Origin of the sequence: Paenibacillus bovis (assembly GCF_001421015.2) — a bacterium.
GTDB lineage: Bacteria > Bacillota > Bacilli > Paenibacillales > Paenibacillaceae > Saccharibacillus > Saccharibacillus bovis.
The window spans coordinates 4,594,185-4,616,931 of the sequence record NZ_CP013023.1 but is presented as its reverse complement, the minus strand read 5'-3'; the positions used below and the strand labels follow the sequence as shown (position 1 = coordinate 4,616,931).

Here is a 22,747-nt window from a genome sequence, read left to right as displayed (position 1 = left end):
GAAAGGGAGTTAACAGAAATGCAGCTATATTCCTTAACGAATGCCCAACAACGGATATGGTACACCGAGCTGCTGTATCCAGGCACTTCCGCATCCCAGCTCTCTGCTACCATCCGAATGACAGGGAAACTGAATTTGCCTACTTTTATGAAAGCAATCAATCTGGTTATTCGCCAGTACGATGCTTTCCGCCTGCGCATTACCACCGTAGAAGGGGAACCGCGCCAATACGTGGTTCCTTATGAAGAACAGCAGTTTGAATGTGTCAGTCTCGAAGACTTTGACAGCATGGAACATCTGGAAGCCTGGCTCGACGAGCAGAAGCGCCAGCCGCTGCCGGTGATGGACTCCTGCATGTATCGCTTCCTGTTCGTACGGATCAGTGAAGAGGAATACTGGCTGAATATCAAGGTGCATCATATTATTTCCGACGGAATCTCGATGGTACTGTTCGGCAACCAGTTTACCGATTATTACATCGAGCTCATGCAGGGCAAAGAGCCGGTGATCCCGGAAGACTGCTCGTATATCGATTATCTGACGGCCGAAGAAGAGTACGTAGAATCCGAGAAATATGCCAAGGATCGCGCGTACTGGATGGACAAATTTGCCGATATCCCCGAAGTGACCGGCTGGAAATCGTATAATCCGATGACAGTCAGCACTGCGGCTGTACGGGAACATTTTGAAGTTCCTGGTTATCTCAAGGACGAGATTCATGCTTTTTGCCGGGAAAACCGGATCTCCCTGTTCCAGCTGTTTATGAGCTCCATGTATGTGTACATGCACAAAATGACCAATCAGCAGGATATCGTTATCGGTACTTCGCTGGCGAACCGCCGTACCAAAAAGGAAAAGCAGACGATGGGTATGTTCGTCAGTACAATTGCCGAGCGGGCGTTGGTAGACAAGGATATGCAGCTGCTTGATTTTGTCAAAGGGGTCGCCCGTGGACAAATGTCGGTGCTGCGTCACCAGCAGTATCCATACAATCAACTTATTCAGGATTTGCGGGATGCGCATCACCATAATGATCTGCATCGGTTATTCGGTGTATCGATGGAATACCGTCCGATCAGCTGGGTCGATCTGGAAGGAATTCGTATCTTGACGGATTATGACTTCTGTGGAGACGAGATCAATGATTTGGTGCTGCATATTACGGAGATGCTGGATGAGAATCGGATGATGCTGCATGTCGATTACCGCAAAGAGCTGTTCGACCATGCGGAAATCGCCAATATGGTTGATCATCTGGGTATGATCACTGCACAGATTGTGCGCTATCCGGAAATGACGATTGGTGACGTCTCTCTGCTGAGTGAAGCAGAACAGCAGCAGGTGCTGTCCTTTTCTCAAATGGCTGAAGCGGATTATCCGCGTGAGCAGAATATTCATGGTCTGTTCGAGCAGCAGGTACAGCGTACACCACAGCATATCGCTGTACAAATCGATGAACACTCTCTTACATATCAGCAGCTGAATGAGCAGGCCAATCGTGTGGCTTATCAGCTGCGCGCCCATGGAATCGGTGCAGATTCCCTCGTGGGTGTAATCGCGGAACGTTCGCTGGATATGGTCGTTGGCATGCTGGCCGTACTCAAAGCCGGCGGTGCCTATGTACCGGTCGATCCGGAGTACCCGGAAGAGCGTATTCGCTATATTCTGGAAGATTCCGGTGTGCAGGTCGTGCTTAGCCAGGAGCATCTGCAGGCCCGGATTCCATTTGACGGGATCTGGATCAATATCCGTGAAGCGGCGGCTGAAGGGGAAGCGGCCAATCTGCCGCATGTATCCGGACCACGCAATCTGGCATATGTAATCTACACGTCAGGTACAACCGGCAAGCCGAAAGGCACGCTGATTGAACATAAAAACGTTGTTCGTCTGCTGTTTAATGACCGGAACCTTTTTGACTTTGATGATCGGGATGTATGGACGATGTTCCATTCATTCTGCTTTGACTTCTCGGTCTGGGAAATGTACGGAGCGCTGCTGTATGGCGGCAAGCTGATCATTGTACCTTCAATGGTCGCCAAAAGTCCGGAATCATTCCTGCAGCTGCTCAAGCAGGATAAAGTTACTATTCTCAACCAGACGCCGACGTACTTTTATCAGCTGATGCAAGCTGAGCTGGCGCATGCCGGCAGTGAACTGAATCTGCGCAAAATTATTTTTGGCGGTGAAGCACTCAGCCCTTATTTGCTCAAAGACTGGCATGATCGTTATCCGAATACACAGCTGATCAATATGTACGGGATTACGGAGACGACGGTTCACGTAACGTACAAAGAGATCGGTGCAGCCGAGATCGCAGCAGGCAAAAGCAATATCGGCGTAACAATCCCAACACTCAGTGCCTATATTCTGGACGAACAGCGTCGCTTGCAGCCGGTAGGTATTCCGGGCGAGCTGCATATTGCCGGAGATGGTCTGGCGAGAGGTTACCTGAATCGTCCGGAGACCACTGCCGAGAAATTTATCGAGCATCCTTTCCAGCCGGGTGAGCGCATGTATCGTACAGGCGATCTGGCGCGCTGGCTGCCGGATGGCAATCTGGAGTATCTGGGCCGGATCGACCATCAGGTCAAAATTCGCGGCTACCGGATCGAACTGGGTGAGGTAGAAGCGCAGATTCTGCGTATCCCGTCTGTACTGGAGACTATTGTACTGGCTCGTCCGGATGAGCAGGGACAGGATCTGCTCTGTGCGTATTACACCGCTTCCGCAGAACTGCCTGCGGCCGAGATTCGCCAGCAGCTGACTGCGGCGATGCCGGCTTATATGGTGCCGTCTTACTTTATCCAGCTGGATCGTATGCCGCTCACATCGAATGGCAAGCTGGATCGTCGCGCACTGCCTGAACCGGTGGCCGGTGTGCAATCGGCTGTAGAATATGTAGCTCCGAATACGCCAGAAGCTATAGCACTTGCTGCATTATGGCAAGATATTCTCGGTGTGCAGCGTGTAGGCATGCTGGATAATTTCTTTGAATCAGGTGGACATTCCCTGCGTGCTGCGCAGCTGTCTTCGCGGATTCAGCAGGAATTCGGCTGTGTGATTTCACTACGGGATATTTTCCAGGCACCGACACTTGAAAATATGTCACTGCTGCTGCAAAGCCAGATTCCGACCTTGTACGAATCGATTGCTCCGGCAGCGAAAATGGACTATTATCCGGTATCTTCGGCGCAAAAGCGGCTGTATGTACTGAGCCAGCTGGAAGGCGGCGAGACAAGCTACAATATGCCGGGTGCCTTTATGATGGAGGGAACACTGGATACGGAGCAGCTGCAGGCGGCTTTCCGTGCATTGATCCGTCGTCATGAATCTCTGCGTACCAGCTTCCATTTGCAAAATGGGGAGCCGGTGCAGCAGATCCATGAGCAGGTAGAGTTCACGCTTGATCGTATCGAAGCGGACGAAGCGCAGCTGGATCAGGTGATCGAGCAATATGTACGTGCTTTTGATCTGAGCCAGGCTCCACTGCTGCGCGCCGGTCTGGTATCGCTTGGTGCAGAGCGTCATCTGCTGCTGTTCGATATGCATCATATTGTATCTGACGGGATCTCGATTGCGATTTTGACTGAAGAATTATCGGCTCTGTATGAAGGAGAGACACTGCCTGAACTGGCTATCCAGTACAAGGATTATGCGGTATGGCAGCGTGAACAGCTGGAACAGCAGCGTATGAAGGAAATGGAAGCCGCCTGGCTGAGCATTTTTGAAGAAGAAATTCCGGCTCTGGATCTGCCAACGGATTACGTCCGTCCGGCAGTGCGCCATTTTGCCGGTAACCGGATCGACTTTGCCATAGGATTGCAGGAAAGTGAAGCGATCCAGCAGCTGACCCGTGAGACAGGAACTACATTGTATATGGTGCTGCTGGCTGCCTATTCTATTCTGCTGCACAAGTATACGGGTCAAAATGATCTGGTTATCGGTTCACCGGTAGCGGGTCGTCCACAGGCCGAGCTGGAAGGCACGATCGGCATGTTCGTTAATACGCTGGCTATGCGTGTACGTCCGGAAGGCACTGTTACTTTCCGTGATTATCTCGCTGAAGTGCGCGAGACCGTGCTGCATGCTTTTGACCATCAGGAATATCCGTTTGACTTGCTGGTGGATCGGCTGCAGCTGGATCGTGATTCCAGCCGCAATCCGGTATTTGATACGCTGTTCGTTCTGCAAAATATGGATCGCAGCGAACGCGGCATGGGGGATTTGCGCTTTACGCCATATCCGCAGGAAGCCCATATCGCCAAATTCGATCTGTCGCTTAATGCAGCAGAAGAAGCGGATGGACTGGCTTTTAGCCTGGAGTATGCGACATCATTGTATCGCCGTGAAAGTATCGAGCGTTTGGCTGCCCATTTCCTGAAAGTAATGGAGTCTATCAGCGCTGATCCTTCGATCACACTGAACGAGATCGAGATTATTACATTGGCAGAGAAGCAGCAGATTCTGGAGCAGTTCAATGATACACAGGTTCCTTATCCGCGTAACAGTACGATTCACGAATTGTTCGTGGAGCAGGTTAAGCGTACACCGGATCAGATTGCCCTGGTCAGCGGCGATCGCAGAATGACCTATTATGAACTGGAACAGCGTTCTGCTGCTCTGGCCCGTACTTTGCTGGCTCAGGGGCTGCAGCCGGAAGAACCGGTAGCGGTTATGAGTACCCGCAGTATGGAAATGGTCGTAGCTCTGCTCGGTATTCTGCGTGCAGGCGGTGCCTATGTACCGGTCGATCCCGAATATCCGGAAGATCGCGTACAGTATATGCTCAGCGATGGCGGCGTCAAGCTGATGCTGGTGCAGGATTGGGAGATGGCGCAGGGAGATTTTGGTGTTACGATACTGAATCTGCATGACAAACACGCCTATACGGATGGGCATTCCCTGTCGCAGTCTGCAGGACACGCCGAATCACTCGCCTATCTGATGTACACCTCCGGTACGACCGGTCGTCCTAAGGGCGTAATGATCGAGCATCGCAATGTGGTTCGTCTGGTGAAAAATACGGATTATGTCGAGCTGAATCCTTCGACGCGGATTTTGCAGACCGGTTCGGTTTCCTTTGACGCTTCGACCTTTGAAATCTGGGGAGCCCTGCTGAACGGCGGACGACTCTATCTGGCTGATAATGATGTGATTCTCGTCGCGGAGCAGCTCAAGGAAGCGATCCGCTCGTGGGAAATCAACACCATGTGGCTGACGTCACCACTGTTTAATCAGCTGACCCAGCAGGATGATCAGCTGTTCAGCGGTGTACACACCCTGATCGTCGGCGGCGATGTACTGTCTGTACCGCATGTAAACCGGACGCTCGCGAATCATCCGCAGCTGACAATTGTCAATGGCTATGGCCCGACTGAAAATACAACCTTCTCTACCACCCATCGCATCGCAGGCCCTATTCATGGCAGTGTACCGATCGGACGCCCGATTCACAACTCTACCGCTTATGTGGTGGACAAAGGGTTCCATCTGCAGCCGGTAGGCACATGGGGTGAACTTTTGGTTGGTGGCGATGGCGTAGGACGCGGCTATCTGAATCAGCCGGAAATGACAGCAGACAAATTCCTGAAAGATATAATTCGTCCGGGTGAAATCTGCTATCGTACCGGCGATATGGCGCGCTGGCTGCCAGACGGCACGATTGAATATAAAGGGCGGATCGACGAACAGGTCAAAATCCGCGGCTACCGGATCGAACTGCCGGAGATTGAAGCGCAAATCCTCAAGCTGGATGCGATCCGCGAAACAGCGGTTATCGTGCATCTGGACGAGAATGGACAAAAGCAGCTCTGTGCCTATTATGCCGCCGACAGCGAATGCTCGCCTGCAGATGTACGCCATCTGCTCAGTCAGCAGCTGCCGGGTTATCTGATCCCGTCCTATTTTGTCCAGGTAGACCGTATTCCATTGACAGTCAATGGTAAAGTAGATCGCCGCGCCCTGCCTGCACCGCAAACCGGAGTGCAGCAGAGCGGACGCACCTATACGGCACCACAGACTCCGGCTGAACAGGCACTGGCCCGTGTATGGCAGGAAGTGCTGGGAACAGGCCCGGTAGGTGTGCATGATCATTTCTTTGAACTGGGTGGCGACTCGATCAAAGCGATCCAGGTATCCTCGCGTCTGCTTCAAGCCGGTTACCGGATGGAAATGAAACAGCTGTTCAAGTACTCGACGATTGCCCAGCTCGCTCCGCTGCTGCAATCTGCAGTTCAGCAGATCGATCAGAGTGCAGTAGAAGGCGAAATGATACTCACTCCGGTACAACGCTGGTTCTTCGGGCGAAATCTGCAGGAACCGCAGCATTTTAACCAGGCCGTCATGCTGTATCGTGCCGAAGGCTTCGATGAATCTTTGCTGGAACAGGCTGCTGCTGCACTAGTGGCCCATCATGATGTACTGCGTGCGGTATTTACTGCCGGTACAGAAGGTTATACCGCATGGAATCGCGCTGCCGATGCAGATCGACTGTATAGTCTGATGATTCATGATTTGCGTGGACAGCAGCAGTCTGCCGATCGGATCGAGCAGCTGGCTACCGATATTCAATCAGATATGAATCTGTCCGAAGGACCGCTGGTGAAGCTGGGAATTATGCGCTGCGACGATGGCGATCATCTGCTGATTGCTATTCATCACCTCGTGGTGGATGGAGTATCATGGCGGATCTTGCTGGAAGATCTGGCTGCGGCCTATGAGCAGGCAGCACAGGGACAGCGTGTACAACTACCACTGAAAACTCATTCATTCCGTGAGTGGGGTCAGGCACTGGTCGACTATGTACGCAGTCCGCAGATGAGTAAACATCGGAATTACTGGCTTTCCCTGCAGACCGAGCAGATTGCTGCCCTGCCTGCCGATCATCAGCCGGAGTCACTGAAACGCAGTGGCAGTCGATCCGAGACGATCCGCTGGAATACGGAAGAGACCGATCAACTGCTTCGTCAGGCGCATTATGCCTACCAGACCGAGACCAATGATCTGCTGCTGGCTGCTCTCGGTATGGCGCTGAGCAATTGGTCCGGGCAGAATCGCTTCCTCGTGAATCTGGAAGGACACGGACGCGAGCAAATTATCCCGGATATGGATATTACACGTACAGTAGGCTGGTTTACGACCCAGTATCCTTTCCTGCTGCAGCCTGTCGATAAGGGCATGACCGCCGACTGGATCAAAGGAATCAAAGAAGGACTGCGCCGGATTCCAGGCAAAGGCATCGGCTATGGCCTGCTGACCCGGATGGACGAGCAGCTGCCAGCCGATTATCAGGCACTGGCACCGGAAATTTCCTTCAACTATCTCGGTCAGTTCGATCAGGATCTGAGCAATAATGGTCTGGAACTGTCGCCTTATTCAACCGGTGAAGCCCAGAGCCTGCATGATCAACTGGAATACAAGCTGGATCTGAATGGTGCTGTAGTAGATGGCCAGCTGGAAATGACGATTACGTATCATGGTGAACAGTATGAATCGTCCACCATCCGTCAGCTGGCGGATCAGCTGGAGAACAGTCTGCGCGAAGTACTGCAGCATTGCCTCGCCCAGGAATATCGTGAGCTGACATTGAGCGATATTATGGCCAAAGGCATTTCCAATGCAGAATTGGAAGAACTGGTACAGCATACCCGCCATATCGGCGAGATTCAGAATATTTACAATCTGACGCCTATGCAAAAAGGAATGCTGTTCCATCATCTGCTGGAGCCGCAGGACGGAGCTTATTTCGAACAGGCTGCTTTTGATGTAAAAGGCAGCTTCGAGCCGGATGTATTTGGCCGCAGTCTGAATCTGCTGGTGAGTCGTCATGATATTCTGCGGACTAATTTCCATACCGCATGGGGCAGCGAGCCGCTGCAGACCGTATTCCGTGACCGTCCTGCCGAGCAGATCTATGAAGATCTGCGGGGAATGAGCGAGGATGCGCAGATCGAATATATGCATACTTTTGCCAACCGGGATAAAACGCGTGGATTTGATCTTGCCGAAGGCAGTCTGCTGCGCATCTCTATTCTGCGGACAGGCGAAGAGAGCTTCCGTCTGATCTGGAGCTTCCACCATATTATTATGGATGGCTGGTGTATTCCGCTGATTACGCGTGAAGTGTTTGATTATTACTTTGCTTATATCGAAGGAAAAGAACCGGAACTGCATGATGTACCGCCATACAGCGAGTATATTGAGTGGCTGGAGCAGCAGGATCATGAGGAAGCGGCCGGTTACTGGAGCCGTTATCTGGAAGGATATCGTTCTCTGACCACACTGCCAGCGATTGCAGAGGCAGCAGTGCAAATATCTACAGTAACCGAATCCGCAACGTCTGCGACAGCACAATCATCTGACGTGGAAACCGGCTATATTGCCGAACAGCTGAAATACAGTACAGGTGAGTCATTGACTGCACAGCTGGAACAGGTGGCTCGTGAGCATGGCGTAACCATGAATATACTGATGCAGTCGGTATGGGGCGTAGCTTTGCAGCGGTACAACCATACCCATGATGTTGTATATGGTACTGTCGTATCCGGACGTCCTGCCGAAATTCACGGAGTAGAGCAGATGATCGGATTGTTCATTAATACCATTCCGGTTCGCGTACAGACAGCACCGGGCATGACATTCCCGCAGCTGATGAAGCAGCAGCAGGAACAATATGTGGATGCCCAGCCGTATAGTACACATCCGCTGTTCGAGATTCAGGCAGCTACAGCACAAAAGCAGGAACTCGTATCGCATATTCTGGTATTCGAGAATTACCCGGTCGAGCAGGAAATGGAGCAGAACGGCGGCGAAGCGGCTGCGTTTGAGATCAAGGATGCGGAACTACAGGAGCAGACCAACTATGACTTCAACCTGGTCGTGCTGCCGGGACGGGATATGCAGCTGATGTTCCAGTACAATGCAGCTGTATACAGCCCGGACGATATCGAGCGGATTCAGCAGCATGTAGTATATCTGCTGGAGCAGGTGGCAGACCAGCCGCAGATCGCTGTCGATGAACTGACACTGATCGATACGGAACATTATCAATTGCCTGCCTGGAAACTGGCTGCAGACTATCCGCAGGAATCGATCCTGTCCCGTCTGGCTGAATTGGAACAGGATGCCGAGCAGGAACAAGCCTATGAGCTGGTTATCGTGGATCGTCAGCTGCGCCACCAGGCGGTAGGCATTATGGGTGAACTGTGCATGGCGGTTGGAGCACTGAGTGATGCTGTAATCAATCAGCAGATTAGCACCATGACAGCTTCCAGCCATCCGCTGCATGATGGAGAGCAGGTCTATCATACTGGTGAGCTTGCCCGTCTGCTGCCGGATGGAACGATTGAATATATGGGTCGTCTGGCAGATCTGGAGCTGGCTGGAGCAGCATCACAGGCAGATACAGTATTCCAAGCACCGCGTACAGCGACCGAGCTGACACTGGCAGCGATCTGGCAGGATATTCTGGGTGTTGACCCGATTGGTATAAAAGATAATTTCTTTGATCTTGGCGGTCATTCGCTGCGAGTAGCACTGATGGCCTCGCGCATCCGCAAAGAATTGAATCGGGAAATCAAGCTGCGCGAAGTCTTCGAGGCACCAACGATCGCGGAATTGGCGCAGGTACTGGATCGTCAGGCGGAAGGTGCCCATGATCTCATTACTGCCGATATTACCGCTGCCGGTGTACGGGAATACTATCCTTTATCCTCGGCGCAGAAGAGATTGTTTATTCTCGGACAGATGGAGAATGGCAAAGTCAGCTACAACATGCCTGGCGTAATGAAAGTAGATGGACCGCTGGATCGTTATCGTCTGGAAGAAGCTTTCCGTGATCTGATTAAGCGTCATGCGGCTCTGCGTACGGTTTTTGTCACGGTAGAGGGCGAGCCGGTACAGCAGATTCTGGAGCAGGTTCCCTTTGCTATCCATTACGAGATATCCGATGAGGAACAGGCCGAGCAGGCCATCAGCCGGTTTGTACGCCCATTCGATCTGGCACAGGCACCGCTGCTGCGTGTAGGTCTGATCCAGCTGGGAGAAGAGCGTCATCTGCTGCTGTTCGATATGCACCATATCATTTCCGACGGGGTGTCCATGAATATTCTGATCGAAGAAGTGGTGCGTTATTATCACGGCGAACAGCCAGAGCCATTAGCGATTCAGTATGTGGACTATGCGGTCTGGCAGCAGGAACATATCCGCAGTGAGGCGATGCGTCAGCAGGAAGCCTACTGGCTGGAGACATTCCGCGGCAGTCTGCCGGTGCTCGATCTGCCGACAGATGAAGTGCGTCCGGCTGTGCGTGATTTTGCCGGTCATACGATTTCTTTCCGTCTGGATTCGGAACTGAGCGAGTCGCTGCATGAACTGGCAGCACGTACAGGCTCCACGCTGTTCATGGTTCTGCTGGCAGCTTACAAAACGATGCTGCACAAATATACCGGTCAGGAAGATATCGTAGTCGGTTCACCGGTCGCTGGCAGACCTTATGACAGCCTCCAGGAAATGATCGGAATGTTTGTCGGTACGCTGCCGCTGCGCACGTACCCGGCTGGCGAGAAGAGCTTTGAGGAATATGTGCAGGAAGTGAAAGATATCGCGCTACAGGCGTTTGACCATCAGGAATATCCATTCGAAGAACTGGTAGAAAAGCTGAATATTCCGCGCGATCTGAGCCGTAATGCACTGTTTGATACGATGTTTGTTTTGCAAAATATGGAGCAGACCGAGCGTACGATTCAGGGGCTGCAGTTTACGCCATATGAGCTGTCCCATCCGGCAGCCAAATTTGATCTGACACTGACTGTCACCGAGTTGGATGATACGCTGGAATGTACGCTGGAATATGCTACTTCCCTGTACAAACAAGAGACGATCGAGCGTATGGCAGGCCATTTTGTCCAGCTGGTTCAATCGGCGGTACAACAGCCGACAGCTCCACTGGCCGAGCTGGATATGGTTACACCGGAAGAGAAAGCGGTATTGATGCTGCAATCGGCAGGAGTACCAGCAGATTATCCACGGGAAGCAAGTATCCACAATCTGTTCACCGCTCAGGCGGCGCGTCATCCGGAAGCGGTAGCCGTACGACTGGATGATGAGTTCCTGACTTACCGTGAATTGGATGAGCGTACCAATGCACTGGCACGCAAATTGCGCCAGCAGGGCGTACAGCGCGATCATCTGGTAGCTGTTGTCGCCGATCGTTCACTGGAAATGATCGTTGGTATGCTGGCTATTCTCAAAGCCGGCGGTGCCTATGTACCGGTAGATGCCGATTACCCGGAAGAACGTATCCGGTTTATGCTGGAGGATTCCGGCAGTCAGCTTCTGCTGCTGCGCAGCGAGCTACGCGCGCAGTTTGATCATTTCACCGGCACGATGATTGAGCTGGATCATGCGGCATCGTATAGCGAATCCACCGCACCGCTCGAATCGTATAATCATCAGGAAGATCTGGCTTATGTCATTTACACATCCGGTACAACCGGCAAGCCAAAAGGCACATTGATCGAGCATCGCAATGTAGTACGACTGTTGTTCAATGACTGCAACCTGTTTGACTTTGGACCGGGAGATACATGGACACTGTTCCACTCCTGCTGCTTTGACTTCTCGGTGTGGGAAATGTACGGAGCACTGCTGTACGGCGGCTGCCTGGTAATTGTACCGGCGATGACTGCCAAGAGCCCGGCACAGTTCCTGCAGCTGCTCAAGGATCGTCAGGTAACTGTACTCAATCAGACACCAACCTACTTCTACCAGCTAATGCAGGAAGAACTGGGTCACGAGGACAGTCATCTGGGACTGCGGATGATTATTTTCGGCGGAGAGGCACTTAGCCCGGCACTGCTTGGCGAATGGAGAAGCCGTTACCCGCATGTACAGCTGATCAATATGTATGGTATTACCGAGACAACGGTTCACGTTACGTACAAAGAAATTACCGAGACCGAGATCGCACTTGGCCGCAGTAATATCGGAACTACGATCCCGACACTCGGCGCTTATATTCTCAATGAACAGCGTCATCTGCAGCCAATCGGTATTGCCGGGGAAATGTATATTACCGGCGATGGTCTGGCACGCGGCTATCTGAATCGTCCGGAGACGACAGCCGAGAAATTTATCGAGCATGCTTTTGTACCAGGTGAGCGCATGTACCGTTCGGGTGACCTGGCACGCTGGCTGCCGGACGGCAGTATCGAGTATCTGGGCCGGATCGACCATCAGGTCAAAATCCGTGGCTACCGGATCGAGCTGGGTGAAGTGGAATCCAGATTGCTGCAAATAGACGGTATTCGGGAAGCGGTCGTGATCGCGCATACCGAAGCTTCCGGGCAAAAATCGCTGGCTGCCTACTTTACAGCCGATATCCAGCTGACTGCCAGCACGCTGCGCAGTGAGATGGCAAGTGAACTGCCGGGCTATATGATTCCGTCCTATTTTGTACAAATGGAACAAATGCCGCTGACACCAAACGGCAAGCTGGACCGCCGTGCGCTGCCGCAACCGGAAGCTGGCGTATGGACAGGGGCTGTCTACGAAGCACCGCGTACACCGGCAGAGCAGGCACTGGCCGAAGTATGGCAGGGCATTCTCGGATCGCAGCAGATCGGTATTCATGATCATTTCTTCGATCTGGGTGGCGATTCGATCAAGGCAATCCAGATTTCCTCACGTCTGTTCCAGGCCGGCTACAAGCTGGAGATCAAAGACCTATTCAAATATCCGACGATTGCCGAACTGAGTCCGTATCTCCAGCAGGCAGGACGTACTGCCGAGCAGGGCGAGATTACCGGAGCAGCCGAGCTGATACCGATCCAGCACTGGTTCTTCGAACGCCATCTGGCAGAGCCGCATCATTATAATCATGCGATTATGCTGCATCGTGCCGATCGTTTTGAAGAGCAGGCACTGCGCAGCACGATGGATGCGGTTATCCGTCATCATGATGCGCTGCGCATGATTTTCCGCAAGGGCGAGCATGGCTATACCGCATGGAATCGCAGCACGGAGGAGGGCGAGCTGTATACGCTGGATATTATGAATATCCGCTCCGCTGCCAATCCGGAAGAAGTAATCCTTCAAGAAGCGGACCGTGTACAGGCAAGCTTCAATCTGGCGCAGGGACCACTTGTACAAATGACACTGTTCCAGGCCGAAGATGGCGATCATCTGCTGATTGTTATTCATCATCTGGTGGTCGATGGCGTCTCCTGGCGAATTCTGTTTGAAGATATCGCAGCAGGATATGAACAGGCATTGTCCAGACAGCCGGTTACCCTGCCGCAGAAAACAGATTCCTATCGTCTATGGGCAAACGAGCTGGCTGAATATGCAGCAGGTTCTGCACTGGAGCAGGAACGCAAATATTGGAATACGATCAGCGGCAGCTATATTGCACCACTGCCAAAAGATCATGATGTGGCAGCAGGCACAGTGGCTGACAGTGAATCGGTACAGATCGCCTGGTCTGCCGAGGATACAGAACTGCTGCTGCGCCAGGCCAACCGTGCCTATTACACCGAGACCAATGATCTGCTGCTGACTGCGCTGGGTATGGCACTGCGTGACTGGGCAGGAACCGAGCAGGTGCTGATTAACCTGGAAGGTCATGGACGCGAGATGATCCTGCCGGATATGGACATCACCCGTACCGTCGGCTGGTTTACAACCCAGTATCCGGTTCGCCTGGAGATCCCGGTTCATTCCGATATCTCACCGCTGATCCGTCAGGTCAAAGAAACCCTGCGGTCTGTACCGGAGAAAGGTATTGGTTATGGACTGCTGAAATATCTGAACAGCACCGGACTGACAGCAGATGCTGCCGAACCGGAAGTGTCCTTTAACTATCTGGGACAGTTTGACCAGGATATGGACAATAATGCACTGAGCATGTCTCCATACAGTGTAGGCCAATCACTGGGCGGTCAGACGCCGCTGCATTATGCACTGGATCTGAACGGCATGATCGCGGATGGACAGCTGTCGATCTCTATCATGTACAGCCGCAATCAGTATGAGCCAGAACGGATTCACCAGCTGGCCGATATGCTGAAATCCCGTCTGACCATGGTTATCCGTCACTGTGCCGTTCAGGAGCAGCCGAAGCTGACACCAAGTGATCTGCTGTTCAAAGGACTGACGATTGCCCAGCTGGATCGTCTGCTGGAACGTACCGCTTCGACCGGTGAACTGGAAGATGTATACCAGCTGACGCCGATGCAAAAAGGGATGCTGTTCCACAGTCTGATGGAGCCGGATAGTGTTACTTATTTTGAACAGGCAAGCTTTGAACTGCGCGGAAACGTTAATATTGAAGCATTCAAAGGCAGTCTGCAGGCGCTGATGAGCAGACATGCCATTTTGCGGACTGGGTTCTACAGTGATATTCATGACGAGCCGCTGCAGGTAGTATTCCGTCAAAAAGAAATGCCGGTCGATTATGTCGATCTGCGTTCGCTGTCTTCCGAACAACAGCAAGAGTGGATGCAGCAGTATGAAGCAGAGGATATGACACGCGGCTTCCGCCTGGATAGCGATCCACTGATGAGAGCAGCGATCTTCCATCTGGATCATGGCTGCAGAGTAATGTGGAGCTTCCATCATATTATTATGGATGGCTGGTGTATCCCGATTGTAACCGGCGAGATTTTCACGCATTATACAGCACTGTGTCAGAATCAGCAGGCACAGCTGCCACCTGCACCGCAGTATGGCACGTATATTGAATGGTTGAACCGTATGGATCAGGATGCCGCTTCTTCCTACTGGAAGCATTATCTGGCAGATCACGAAGGGCATACCCTTTTGCCGGAGACTGCCAAAAAATCCGGTGATGCCTATGTGCTGGAAGAGCAGACGCTTCAGCTGGGTCATGAACTGACTGCACGTCTTGATCAGATTGCCAGACAGCACCAGGTAACTGTCAATACGCTGCTCCAATCGGCATGGGGAATCATGCTGCAGCAGTATAATGGCAGCCGGGATGCCGTATTTGGTGGCGTCGTATCCGGTCGTCCGGCCGAGATTCCGGGAATCGAGGATATGGTGGGTCTGTTTATTAACACTGTACCGGTTCGGGTTCAATCGCTGGCAGACGATACATTTGCCGGAGTCATGCGCCGGGTACAGGAACAATCGCTTGCAGGAGGAGCGTATGATACGTATCCGCTGTACGAGATCCAGAATTATACCGAGCAAAAGCAGGATCTGATCTCGCATATTATGATCTTTGAGAATTATCCGCTGGATGAACAGGTGGAGCAGTCGGGCAATGAAGATGCGGATGCACTGGAAGTCGCTGATTTCCGCATGTTCGAACAGACCAACTACGACTTTAACCTGATCGTTATTCCGGGACAGGATATCCGGATTTGCCTGCGCTACAATGCTTCCGTTTATCAGGAAGAGACGATTGCACGTACCCGTGGACATCTGCTGCAATTGCTACAGCAGGTAGCTGATCAGCCGGAAATGCCGGTCGATCGACTGACACTCGTAACGCCTGCCGAACAGCAGATGCTGCTGGAGACATGGCATGGCATGATCGCCGATTATCCGCAGGATCGCTGTATTCATAATCTGTTTGAGGAGCAGGCACTCCGTTCACCGGATGCTGTAGCTGCTGTCTGCGGCGAGCGGAGCATGACATTCCGCGAGCTGGATGAGCAGTCGAATCGTCTGGCTAATCATCTGGCAGCCCGCGGTCTGGGTAAAGGCAATACCGTCGGTCTGTTGATGGATCGTTCGCCGGAACTGATTGTATCGATTCTGGCAGTGCTCAAGCAGGGTGCGGTGTTCATTCCGATAGATCCGGAATACCCTCAGGATCGCACGGAGTACATTTTGCAGGACTCCGGTGTACAGATTCTGCTGACCCAGCGTCATCTGAACGGAACAGTAAGCTTTGACGGTCTGACCCTGGAAGTGGATCAGCCGGAAAGTTACAGCGAGAATGCACAGCGTCCGAATGTAGAGGTAGCTCATGGCGATCTTATGTACATGATCTATACCTCTGGTACAACGGGCAAGCCAAAAGGAACGATGATTACCCATAAAGGTCTGCTCAACTATATCTGGTGGGCCAAAAAGATGTATACGAACGGTACTATCATGAGCTTCCCGCTGTATTCCTCCATTTCTTTTGACCTGACGTATACGTCGATCTTCACTCCGCTTATTACCGGCGGACAGATGGTCATCTACGATGCGGCAGACAAAATTGGTGTGATCCAGCAGATTGTACGCGAGAATGCAGTCGATATTCTCAAGCTGACACCGACACATCTGAGCTTTTTCAAGGATATCCAGCTGCCTGAGCAGTGCCGTATCCGCAAGTTCATCGTCGGTGGGGAGAACCTGAATACCCAGCTGGCTCATGCGATCTATGAAATGTACAACGGGGATGTAGATATTTATAACGAGTATGGTCCGACAGAGACAGTAGTAGGCTGTATGATTCACCGCTACGATCCGACTACGGATCAGGGCGAATCGGTACCGATCGGACTGCCGGCGGATAACTTCAATATTTATCTGCTGAATGAACAGCTGCAACTGGTACCGGTAGGCGTAGCCGGAGAAATGTATATTAGTGGTGATGGCGTAGCGCCGGGTTATCTGAATCGTCCGGAATTGACTGCAGAGCGGTTTATGGATGATCCATTTGTACCGGGCAGACGGATGTATCGTGCCGGTGACCTGGCCAGACGTCTTCCATCCGGAGCGATTGAGTATCTCGGACGGATGGATCATCAGGTTAAGATTCGCGGTTACCGCATAGAATTGGGCGAGATCGAAGCGCGTCTGCTGGATCTGCCGGCAGTCGAAGAATCGATTGTTGTCGCCTGGAAAGATCCGGCGGGTCAGACCTCGCTGTGTGCTTACTTTGTTGCAGACCGCGAGTGGACGATCAGTGAACTGCGTGAGCAGCTGGCTCGTGAGCTGCCTTCGTATATGATTCCATCGTACTTTGTACAGCTGGAACAGATGCCGCTGACTCCGAATGGCAAGCTGGATCGCAAAGCACTGCCGGAACCGGACCTGAGTACATTGTCCAGCAGCAGCACCTATGTGGCGCCGCGCACCGAGGCAGAGCAGGCACTGGCGGAAGTATGGCAAAGCACACTCGGCACTTCGGTTGTCGGTATCCATGATCATTTCTTTGAACTGGGTGGCGATTCGATCAAGGCGATTCAGGTTTCTTCCAGACTGCTTAATCTGGGCTACAAGCTGGAGATCAAAAACCTGTTTACCTCGCCGACGATTGCCGAGCTGGCTCCTCAGCTGGGTCAGGTTCGTCATTTGATTGACCAATCCGCAGTAAGCGGTCAGGTCAGACTAACACCTGCACAGCAATGGCTGTTCGAACATCAGCAGCAGGATCTGCATCATTTCAACCAGTCAGTCATGCTGCATTATCCGGGACGAATGGATACTCAGGCACTGGAAACTTCCATCGTTCGGATTACCAGTCATCATGATGCACTGCGTACGGTTATTCGTATGCAGGATAATCAGATGACGGCCTGGAACCGCAGTATCCAGGAAGGTCCTTTCCATACGCTGGACATCATCGATCTTACCGCAGAAGCAAATCCGGTACCGATGGTAGCTGCGCATGCACAGCGTATTCAGGAAAGCCTGTCGATTACCGAAGGTCCGCTGATGAAATTGGCACTGTTCCAGTGTGAAGACGGGGATCATCTGCTGATCGTGATTCACCATCTGGTTGTCGACGGTATCTCCTGGCGTATCCTGCTGGAAGATCTGGAAAATGGCTATGAGCAGGCCAGCCGCGGCGAAGCTATCAAGCTGCCGCAGAAAACAGATGCTTACCGTACATGGGCCGATCAGATCGCCCGCTATGCAGACAGCGAGCAGGCAGAGATCGATCGCCGCTACTGGTCACAGCTGCCGGATCAATTTGCGCAGCTGCCTAAGGATGAACATCATCCGGTGCTGCATGTACAGGACAGCGAATCGGTTACGATCGAATGGAGCCGGGAGACCACCGCTCATTTCCTGAAAAAAGCCTACCGTGCCTATAATACGGAGGCCAATGATCTGCTGCTCACCGCTCTGGGTATGGCAGTACGCAAGTGGAGCGGACTGGAACAGGTAGCGATTATTCTGGAAGGACATGGACGGGAAGAGCTGGTGCCGGATCTGGATATCAGCCGTACGGTAGGCTGGTTCACCAGCCAGTATCCGGTCGTGCTGGATATGTCTACACTGGAGCCAGGAACAGCGATCAAGACAGTCAAGGAAGGATTGCGCCGCATCCCGAACAAAGGTGCAGGCTATGGCATTCTGAAATACATGTCTTCGGATGCCGGAGCATGGGCACATCGCCGCGAACCGGAAATTGCCTTTAACTATCTGGGACAATTCGATGACGGTCAGACAGATGGATTGCTGCAAATGTCTACGTATCCGACCGGACGCGAAGTCAGCGGACAGATGATTCAGCATCAGGCACTGAATATGAACGGCCTGATCACTGATGATACGCTGAAAATGACTATCAGCTATAATCAGCGCCAGTTCCGCAAGGAAACGATCGATCAGCTTGCCGGACTGCTGCATGAGTGCTTCAGCCAGATTATCGAACATTGTGTATCCAGACAGCGTACATCACTGACACCGCATGATGTACTGCTGCAGGAAGCTACACTGGAACTGATCGAGGCGTTGGAAGCACAGACCGCTTCGATCGGCGAGATGGAGAATATGTATTCCCTGACACCAATGCAAAAAGGGATGCTGTTCCATAATCTGCTGGATTCACGCTCGGAAGTTTATTTTGAGCAGGGACGATTTGAACTGCAGGGCAGTTTTGACATCGCTGACTTTGAACGCAGCTTCAAGCATATGATTCAGCGGCATGCGATTCTGCGCACCAATTTCTACAGTGGCTATCATGATGTGCCGGTACAGGTTGTATTCAGGGACCGTCCTTTCCGGATCGCTTACGAAGACCTGCGCGGCTGGAGCGGACATGAACAGCAGCTGCAAATCGATGCACTGATGACCAGAGATAAGCAAAAAGGATTCGATCTGGCCCGTGATCCGCTGCTGCGTGTAACGGTAATGCAGACCGCCGATGATTGTCATCTGCTGCTGTGGAGTTTCCATCATATTATTATGGATGGCTGGTGTATGCCGCTTGTGATCCAGGAAGTATTCGATACGTATGCTGCACTGCATGAAGGCCGGGTACCGGAGCTGCCAGATACCGTACCATACAGCCGTTATATCCAGTGGCTGAATGAACGTGGGGAAGAGGAAGCTTCGGCTTACTGGAAACAGTATCTGTACGGCTATGATCGCCAGACCCTGATTCCGCAGGCACGTCTGCAAGGTCAGGCCAAGCAGTACCAGTCCGAGAAAATGGAATTTGCTCTGGGTACTGTACTGACCGAACGTCTGGAACAACTGGCCCGTCGCCACCGGGTAACGATGAATATCCTGATGCAGTCTGCGTGGGGACTGGTGCTGCAGCGGTATAATGCCAGTCGCGATGTAGTCTTTGGCAGCGTCGTATCCGGACGTCCGGCAGAGATTCAGGGAATCGAAAGCATGATCGGCCTGTTTATCAATACGGTGCCGGTTCGTGTGCAGGCGATGGAGGAAGACAGCTTTGCCGATCTGCTGGTTCGTCAGCAGCAGCTGTATGTACAGGGACATGATTACGACTTCTATCCATTATATGAAGTACAGGCACAGAGCGATCAGAAGCAGGAGCTGATCTCGCATATTATGGTATTCGAGAATTATCCGGTTCAGGAAGAACTGGATGAGCGTCAGGTCGGCGGGAAATCTGGCTTTGAGATCACCGATGTGCAGATGTTCGAGCAGACCAACTATGACTTTAACCTGATCGTTATGCCGGGGCCTAACCTGCAGGTGCTGTATCGCTATAATGGCACGGTATATGATCAGGAGAGTATCGAGCAGATTCAGTCCCATCTGGTACAGATTCTGGAAAGAGCGGCTACCGAACCTGATATGCCGGTGACTCATCTGGATATGATGACCGCAGCAGAGCAATCCATGATTCTGGAACAGTGGAATGATACGGCTGCCCCTGTTCGCACCGACAGTACGCTGTTTAGTGTATTGGAGCAACAGGCAGCTCGTATGCCGCATCAGCCGGCATTGATCAGTGGCAGTGAACAGCTGAGCTATGATGAGCTGAACCGTAAAGCCAATGCACTGGCACGCACTCTGCGGGCGAAGGGAGTCGCACCGGATCAACCGGTAGCGATTATGCTGGAACGCTCTCTGGATATGATGGTTGGCATTCTGGCTATTCTCAAAGCAGGCGGAGCCTATGTACCGGTCGATCCGGAATTCCCGGAAGAACGGATTCGCTATATGCTGGAAGATTCGGGAGCACAGCTCATGCTGACACGCAGTGCGTGGCAGAATCTGATCCCGCTTCCTCATATCCAGCTGGTTGATATCGAAGACCCAGCCAGCTATGATACCGACGAATCTAATCTGGAGCCATTGTCCGGACCGGAACATCTTGCTTATATCATCTATACGTCCGGTTCAACCGGCCAGCCAAAAGGTGTGATGATTGAGCATCGCTCGGCTGTCAATTTGCTGGATCAGCTGCAGGCGGAGTATCCGATGCAGCAGGGAGACCGTTTCCTGCAAAAAACGACGATTACGTTTGACTTCTCTATTCCGGAGTTATTCAGCTGGTTCTTCGGTCCGGGTACACTAGTTATTCTGCCACCGGGCGATGACAAAAATCCGGCTGCCCTACTGGAAGCGATCGAGAAGTACCGGATTACGCATCTCAATCTGGTACCGTCCATGCTGCAAATTCTTGTTCAGCAGCTCAAAGTGAGCGGACACGACAGTATGCGCAGTCTGAAATACCTGTTCGCCTGTGGCGAGATTCTGCCATCCCGTCTTGTCGGTGAATATTACAAAGTGGCTCCGTACGGCCGCCTGGAAAATATTTATGGACCGACTGAAGCGACCGTATATGCGACTCGCTATATGACAACTCCGGCTACAGCAGACCTGCCGCTCGTACCAGTCGGCAAGCCGTATGGCAATATGGAAGTGCTGATTGTCGATGAGCATGCACGTCTCGTACCGGTCGGCGTACCGGGTGAACTGGTTATTGGTGGCAAAGGTCTGGCGCGCGGCTATTTGAACAAGCCCGAGCTGACCGCTGCCCAATTCACTGCTCATCCGTATAAGCCGGAGGAACGCATTTATCGTACCGGCGATATGGCCAGATGGCTGCCAGACGGTAATATCGAATATCTGGGACGGATGGATCATCAGGTCAAAATTCGCGGTTACCGGATTGAGCTTGGTGAAATAGAGTCCCAACTGCTACGGATTCCGGCTGTACAGGAAACAGTAGTTCTGGCGCTCCAGGATGCGGGCGGAAGTGCACAGCTGTGTGCCTACTTCGTCGCTACCCAGCCGCTGAGCACTGCAGAACTGCGCTCGGCACTGGCAGAGGAACTGCCTGTTTACATGATTCCGAGTGCCTTTATCCAGCTGGATCAAATGCCGCTTAACGTAAACGGCAAGCTGGATCGCAAAGCACTGCCTGCACCGGAGCAGCTGCAATCGTCGGCAGACTATGTGGCACCGGCGACTGCGCTGGAGCAACAGCTGGCGGATATCTGGAGTGATGTGCTTGGTATGGAGCGTGTCGGTATGAACGATAACTTCTTTGAACGGGGTGGACACTCTCTCAAAGTGCTGACGTTGATCCAGCGGATTCAGCACGAACTGAACGTGGAGATCGGTCTGCAGACCGTATTTGCCCATCCGGTACTGAAAGATCTGCTGATGCAGATCGATCAGACGGCGTCCGGAAGCCATAGTGCCGACGAGATGGAGATTATCCGTTTCCATAGCAGCAGCGACCGTAAAGTCTTCTGCTTCCCGCCTCGGGTCGGTTACTCGCTCGGTTATTACGAGATGGCCAAAGAACTGCAGCAGGATGCCGAAGTGATCGGTCTGGAATTTATCGGTGATCGTCTGCAGGGTGAAGCCATGTTGAAGCAGTATGTGGATACCATTACGGAGATTCAGCCGGAAGGACCATATCTGTTCCTTGGTTATTCACTTGGAGGCAATCTTGCCTTTGAAGTAGCGAGAGCGATGGAAGCGCATGGTTATAATGTAAGTGATGTGATTATGGTCGATTCCATGCGCAAAACAGCCAGAGACGAGATGACTCCGGCAGAAATGGAGCATATCGTTGATACGGTACTGAACAGTGTAGCGGATCAATACCGCGAATTCCTAGCTAATCCGGATGATCGCGAAGTGGTCCGCAGCAAAATGTTGGTCTACTCCGCTTATCGGAATGAGCTGATCAACGCAGGCGAGATTCAGGCGAATATCCATGCACTGATCGCCGAAGTAGACTGTAGCGGTATGAAGCCTACCGATCATCTGCAATGGCAGCGTTCCACTACCGGCCAGTATGCAGAGTATCCGGTACAGGGAACACATGATGTACTGCTAGATTCGGAGTACGTTGGACCGAACACGTCAGTCATTCGCCGGATTCTGATAGAAGCTGCCGTCACTGACAGACAGCAAAAACCGATCTTATCCTGATAGCTGGTCTTTAAATGGATTCGATTAAGGACAGCAGATTAACAGGCTGAAAAAGTAGCGGAACAAGAAAGCAAGGAACCACCCAAGAAAGAGATCAATAGAGCAACAAAGCAACGCAGTAAGAGAA

The 22,747-nt window shown here is 52.2% G+C and carries 1 protein-coding gene; it reads left to right on the top strand.

Going from position 1 to position 22,747, the window contains the following annotated elements:
- The first annotated feature begins 18 nt into the window (after window positions 1-18).
- The gene (locus tag AR543_RS19615; RefSeq protein ID WP_060536076.1) at window positions 19-22,620 is read left to right on the top strand and encodes a non-ribosomal peptide synthetase; all 22,602 of its coding nucleotides are present in this window, start codon (window positions 19-21) and stop codon (window positions 22,618-22,620) included.
- Window positions 22,621-22,747 lie beyond the last annotated feature (127 nt).